Annotated in this window: 5 protein-coding genes and 1 rRNA gene; all 6 read right to left on the bottom strand. The window is 63.8% G+C overall.

The genetic code is table 11. The features are described 5' to 3' along the window. Positions 1 to 467: 467 nt before the first annotated feature. The gene (locus ACIQTZ_RS23955) at positions 468 to 938 is read right to left on the bottom strand and encodes a pyridoxamine 5'-phosphate oxidase family protein (protein WP_397326694.1); all 471 of its coding nucleotides are present in this window, start codon (positions 936 to 938) and stop codon (positions 468 to 470) included. A gap of 57 nt (positions 939 to 995) precedes the next feature. Then, the gene (locus ACIQTZ_RS23950; RefSeq protein ID WP_402984824.1) at positions 996 to 2,387 is read right to left on the bottom strand and encodes an MFS transporter; all 1,392 of its coding nucleotides are present in this window, start codon (positions 2,385 to 2,387) and stop codon (positions 996 to 998) included. Positions 2,388 to 2,522: 135 nt separating this feature from the next. Continuing rightward, positions 2,523 to 3,968 carry an FAD-binding oxidoreductase gene (locus tag ACIQTZ_RS23945; protein ID WP_402984826.1) on the bottom strand — a complete coding sequence of 482 codons (1,446 nt, stop codon included), beginning with the start codon at positions 3,966 to 3,968 and terminating at the stop codon, positions 2,523 to 2,525. 93 nt (positions 3,969 to 4,061) lie between these two features. After that, positions 4,062 to 4,628: a GNAT family N-acetyltransferase gene (locus ACIQTZ_RS23940; protein WP_402984822.1), complete on the bottom strand. Its 567-nt coding sequence runs from the start codon at positions 4,626 to 4,628 to the stop codon at positions 4,062 to 4,064. Further along, the gene (locus ACIQTZ_RS23935) at positions 4,621 to 5,115 is read right to left on the bottom strand and encodes an SRPBCC domain-containing protein (protein ID WP_402984821.1); all 495 of its coding nucleotides are present in this window, start codon (positions 5,113 to 5,115) and stop codon (positions 4,621 to 4,623) included. Before ACIQTZ_RS23935 ends, ACIQTZ_RS23940 begins: the two co-directional genes overlap by 8 nt. A gap of 93 nt (positions 5,116 to 5,208) precedes the next feature. Continuing rightward, positions 5,209 to 5,302 (bottom strand): 5S ribosomal RNA (gene rrf / locus ACIQTZ_RS23930); the annotation flags it as partial.

The raw sequence follows: 5,302 nt of genomic DNA, 5'->3' as shown, positions 1-5,302 counted from the left end.
ATACCCCCACTCTTCCAGCCCCACAACCCCCGAATAAGACCACAAACGAGCCATGTGGAAACACCCCTGTAAACGCACAGCGACTGCTCCTCCACAACCAGAGGGCGCAGACTGTGGGTTGCCCGATCAACGTTGTCTGGTAGGTGACAGAAAAGGCGACAAGTCTGTGCCGATGTCCTCAAGGCCGTTCTGGGTTCGACGTCGGCCCAATAACGCGGTAGCCGGTAATCCGCTCCCGTAACCAACACCTCGCCTGGCTCGAAACGCCCCCGCAAGGCAGCAGAGAGAGCATCGGAACGGCGGAGCCCTACGAGTGAAAGGAACGGAGCCATTCGGCAAGCAGCGCAACGGCGGAGCCCCACGGGTGCAAGGAACTGACCCATTCAGCAAGCAGCGCAACGGCGGCGCCCATGGGAGTGAAAGGAACTGACACATTCAGCAAGCCGCGGTTTGGCGGCCTTCGCGCCCTATTCGGGGCTAGCCGTGGGGGCGCCGTCCAACGGCGTCCACCACGTCACCGGCGGGGCGACCTTGAAGCGGCGTCCCGTCACAGTGCTGGGGGTAATCCGGATGAACTGGTCCTTTTGTCCGGCCTCCCAGGGAAAGAGCAGAAGACCGATGGTGTCCAGGACGTCCTGGGTGAGTTTCACCGCCGTCGCCTGTCCCTTTGCCACGACGCTCCAGGCGATGCCGGTATCCGGGTCCACACCGTCGGCCTCGATGGCAACGGGAGCATCGCTGAGTGCAGCGTGGAGTTTGGTGCCCTCACCCGTACGGAAAACCATGGTTCCGTGATCAACTTTGTAATTCACGGGAAAGATGTCCGGATGGTCGTCCACCAAGACCGCCAAACGGCCCACGGAAACACCGCGGAGGAGTTCCCAGCATTCATTGGCCTGCAGAATTTCCGTGCCGCTACCGGGCGCTGAGTTCGTCATACCGCAGAGGATACGCCGGAGCGCACCCGCCGAACAGGGCGCGCAGACCTCTCCGGATCAGCGAACCAACTCAGGCGTTGACTGGTTCCCGGGCCGGGGTTCGGCAGGCATTTCGACGCTGGCTACGGGACCTCGGATGGCAAGGTATCCCGCCCCGGCCAGGACCAACGCTTCTGCTGCCAGCGCAAGGAACGTCGCCTCCCAACCACCGGTCCAGGTGTGCAACAGGCCAGCCGCCAACGGACCGAGCGACGCCAGCGCAAATCCAAACCCCTGGCTCATTGCGGAGAGCTTTCCCGCGGATTGGGGTCCCGCCGAACGGATCACCACCAACGCCATGCCCAGGCCGAACCCGGCGCTCTGGACCACTCCCAGCACTCCAACCATGGGGAATTGCAAGGCCGCCGGCACCAGCAGCACACCGATCAGGGCGACGGCCACGGAGAGGCCGAGACCCGGAGCCAGGACACGGAGGACCCTTGGACGACCAGCCAGGACCGGGGCCAGCAGGCTCGCAGGAAGGCCGGCCAGGCTGAACCAGGCAAGCAGGGCGGCAGCGTCCGCCGGTGAGAGCCCTTTGGAGGTCAGGTATACAGCCAACCACGAGGTGATGGCGAAGTAGAGCATGGCCTGGAGCCCGAAAAATGCCGTCACTGCCCACGCGGTGCACTGCTTTCGCAGGGGGGTCACCATTTGTGAAGCGTCCGACGGCGTCTCGCGGCTGCTTGCTGCTCGCTCGCCACCTGCTGTGGGGGCTTGGGAGGGCGTGCCGGGTGCCGCCGTCGGGCGGCTGCCCGTCGCTGGGCCGGGTCCCGCCGTGGCAACTTGCGTGGCAACGCCGGGCGCCGCCGAAGCAACTTGCCTGGCAAAGCCGGGTGCCGTCGTCGGGCCTCCCGCGCGGAAGATGAGGGCGGCGCCGGCGACGGCCGGGAGAGCCCAGACGCCCAGCGCCCAGGCGAGGCTGCCGCCAAAGGCGTGCTCAAGGGGTTGCACCAGTCCGGCGCCAAGGGCGGCGCCGAGACCGAAGCCCATGGTGCACAACCCCGTCCACCACCCGGTGCCATGATTGGCCTTCACGATCTGGGGCACCAGGACACTGGCGGTCATGATTGCTGCCCCGGCGAGGAAGGTGCCGGGAAGGAGCAGGGCCGGAACCATGACGCGAAGCACCAGTGCCACCGCCAGCACCACCAAGGCGAGGGCGACGGTAGGACCGGTGCCCACCTTCCGTGCAAGCCAAGGGGCTATCGGACCGGACACGCCAAAGGCCAGGACGGGCAAAGTACCCAGCAGCGGCAGGAGCGTCGGGTCCAGCCCAAACGCGCCGTTCACCTGGTTCATGACGCCGGCGACGGTAGTGATGGTGGGCCGCAGATTCACGGACACCAGCACCAGCGCGAGCAACACAAGCCACGGAGCAACACGTCCGCCCCAGAAAGACCGCTTCATCGCGCCTACCTACTCCTAGATTATTTGGTATACCAAACAAGAGTAGGGTGTGGTCTAACGAAAGTAAACTGGCGTTAGTGAAGCACGCGAAGTATGACTCAAAGGGTTAGCTGAACACTTGGAATACCAGAAGCGCTAAATGGCTTTCCCCGGATTCAGGATTCCTGAGGGGTCGAACAGCTCCTTGATGCGACGCTGGAGTTCCCGCACAGGCTCGGGCTGTTCAAGTCCAAGCCAGCGCAGTTTGTACTGGCCCACGCCGTGTTCACCCGTAATGGTGCCACCCATCTCCAGCCCCACGCGGATGGACTCGTCAAGTGCCGCGTTCAAGCGGACCAGAGCATCGGCGTCTGAGGCAGGATCCACCCGGTCCAACCAGAAGGTGGGGTGGAGGTTGCCGTCGCCGGCGTGCGCCACCACTTTGAGCCGCACGTCATGCCGGGCAGCCATGGCCTCAAGCTCAGCCACAAAGTCCACCAACCTGGAGCGGGGTACGGCGATGTCTTCTCCCACACGGAATTCATCGTCCACTTCCACGCCGCGGCTGTTGCGCCGGAGGTCCACCAGCATGTCGGCCTCTTCACTGGCCTCCATGGTGACCGTCGCGCCGCCGTCGGACAGTACTTGGCGCACCACCGCGGCCTCGGCCGCTGCACCGAAACCGTCAGTCTGGATCAGGAGCAACGACTTGCCCCGGGCCTGCAGGTCCGAACCGTTGAGTTCATCAAGTTGAACCAGGGTGCCGTTGTCCAGGAGCTCCATGATGGCCGGCTGAACGCGTGCTTTGCCGACAGCCAGCACGCCGGCGGCTGCGCTGCGGAAGTCCTGGTAGAAAGCGGCGATGGTGTGGACCTCGCGCGGCAGGTATTTGAGACGAACCGTCACACCGACCACAATTCCGAGGGTTCCTTCGGAGCCCACCAGCAGGGCCGTGAGATCGTAGCCGGCCACACCCTTGAAGGTCTGGTGGCCGGTGTGGATCAACGAACCGTCCGCGAGCACCACATCCAAAGCGAGGACGGAATCGCGCGTCACACCGTATTTGGCGCACCTCAGTCCACCCGCGTTGGTAGCCACATTGCCGCCGATGGTGGACATCTTGTAGCTCGCGGGGTCCGGGGCGTACATCAGTCCGTGGTGGGCGGCGGCCGCGTTCAGCTCGGCGTTGATGACGCCAGGTTCGACGACGGCGGTCTCGTCGTCAGCGTTGAGCTCCAGGATGCGGTTCATTCGTTCAAGGCCGAGCACGATGCACCCGCGGGTAGCGTGCGCTCCGCCCGATACCCCCGTCCCCGCGCCGCGCGGGACGATGGGAATCTGGTGGGCCGCACACGCGCGCACGATGTTCTGGACGTCCTCCACTGATTCCGCCCAGACCACGGCCAGGGGAACGTGCCGTTCCAGCAGCGGACCTTGGTCAGCCGAGTAGATGGTGCGGGTGTCTTCGTCTTCCACCACTTGGTCCGGCCGCAGTACTGCTTTCAGCTCCGCAAGGAAAGCCCTCCGCGCCTGGGACTCCGAACCAGTTTCCCTGCCACCAATGGTGCGTTCCTTGATGCTTTCTGCTGTTGTTGCGGCCATGGCCGTTTCATCCGACAAGGTGGTTCCTCCACACATGAGCACCGCGGACACGCCAAACCGGCAGTCTTCGCAGTGTTTTAGGTGCTCACCAGTCTAATCAGTACCAGCAACTTCCACCGCCGCATCCCCGGCCACGGCAGAGGCGAGTTGCTTCTCCATGAAAAGCTCTTGCTTGTTTGGGTCCAAGGGATAAGGCTTGCTTTCCCCTGTCAGCTGGAAACCATGGCGTTTGTAAAAGGCCATGGCCCGCTGGTTGTCCTGGTGGACGCCCAGTTCCAAGGACCACGCTCCCAAGTCCGCAACAGCTGCCTGGCACGCATGCGCCAGCATCTGATCGGCCAATCCCAAGCCCCTGTACTCAGGGGCAACATAGACGCTGATCAACATACCCTGCAACGGGCGGCCTGGATCCTGGGGATGTTTCACCACCACGCGCATCAGTGCTCGGACCCTGGAACCCGGCCCATCCTCGTCAGCAACGAGCGTGACACTGTCCTCGGCCGACATGGCGGAAGCCCGCTCCAGCCATTGCGTATCAGTCTGCCGGCGGGCCGCCTGCAGACTCTCCACGTACGCCATGGGAGTGTCAGCCAACATCTCCAGACGAACGGCTTTCAGCAGGGGCCAATCCTCGGGGCGCAGGCGCCGGATACTAGGCACCGGCTCCGCCCATGAACCGCGAATAGTTTGCGAGCACTCCGGGCCAGCCCTCTGCGTAGGAGGCCCTGGTGGCGGCAGGATCCTCGGCGCCCTCCCAGCCATCATGCACCAGGCGCACCTCCGTACCGTCATCAACGGCCCGGAAAGCGACCCTCAACTCAGTGGACCACAGCGGCGTGCTGGCGGGATACCAGCTGGCATGGAAGGACAGGGGCGGTTGCCAATCGTCGATGGTGCCCCAAACGGACGTCTCTCCGGCCTCGGAGGTCTCCAGGATGAGGTTCTCTTCGAATTCCACGTGCGAGCCGGCACCGTAGACGCTGTGCTCCTCCAACGGCCACCACAGGTGGGGATGGTCAGTGAAACCCATGAAGGCATGTTGGATAGTGGCAGGTACAACGACGGTGAATATCAAGGGCTCGAGCTGATCCGCATCGGGCTGCGACTCCCTGCTGACCGACTCGGGATGGCTGAAAAGACTGTCCATGATCATCAACTCTACCCGCGCCAGCAACAGCGTCAGGAGCGTTAAACAGCTACTGCCCAGACCGTCGTGGTCTGGGCAGTAGCTCTAAATAGTGTCCGGCGGTGTCCTACTCTCCCACACCCTCCCGGGTGCAGTACCATCGGCGCTGTGGGTCTTAGCTTCCGGGTTCGGAATGGGACCGGGCGTT

It is taken from the genome of Paenarthrobacter sp. NPDC090520, assembly GCF_044769205.1.
Taxonomy (GTDB): domain Bacteria; phylum Actinomycetota; class Actinomycetes; order Actinomycetales; family Micrococcaceae; genus Arthrobacter.
The sequence above is the reverse complement of the archived record's forward strand: the minus strand, read 5'-3'. Positions and strand labels throughout refer to the sequence as shown.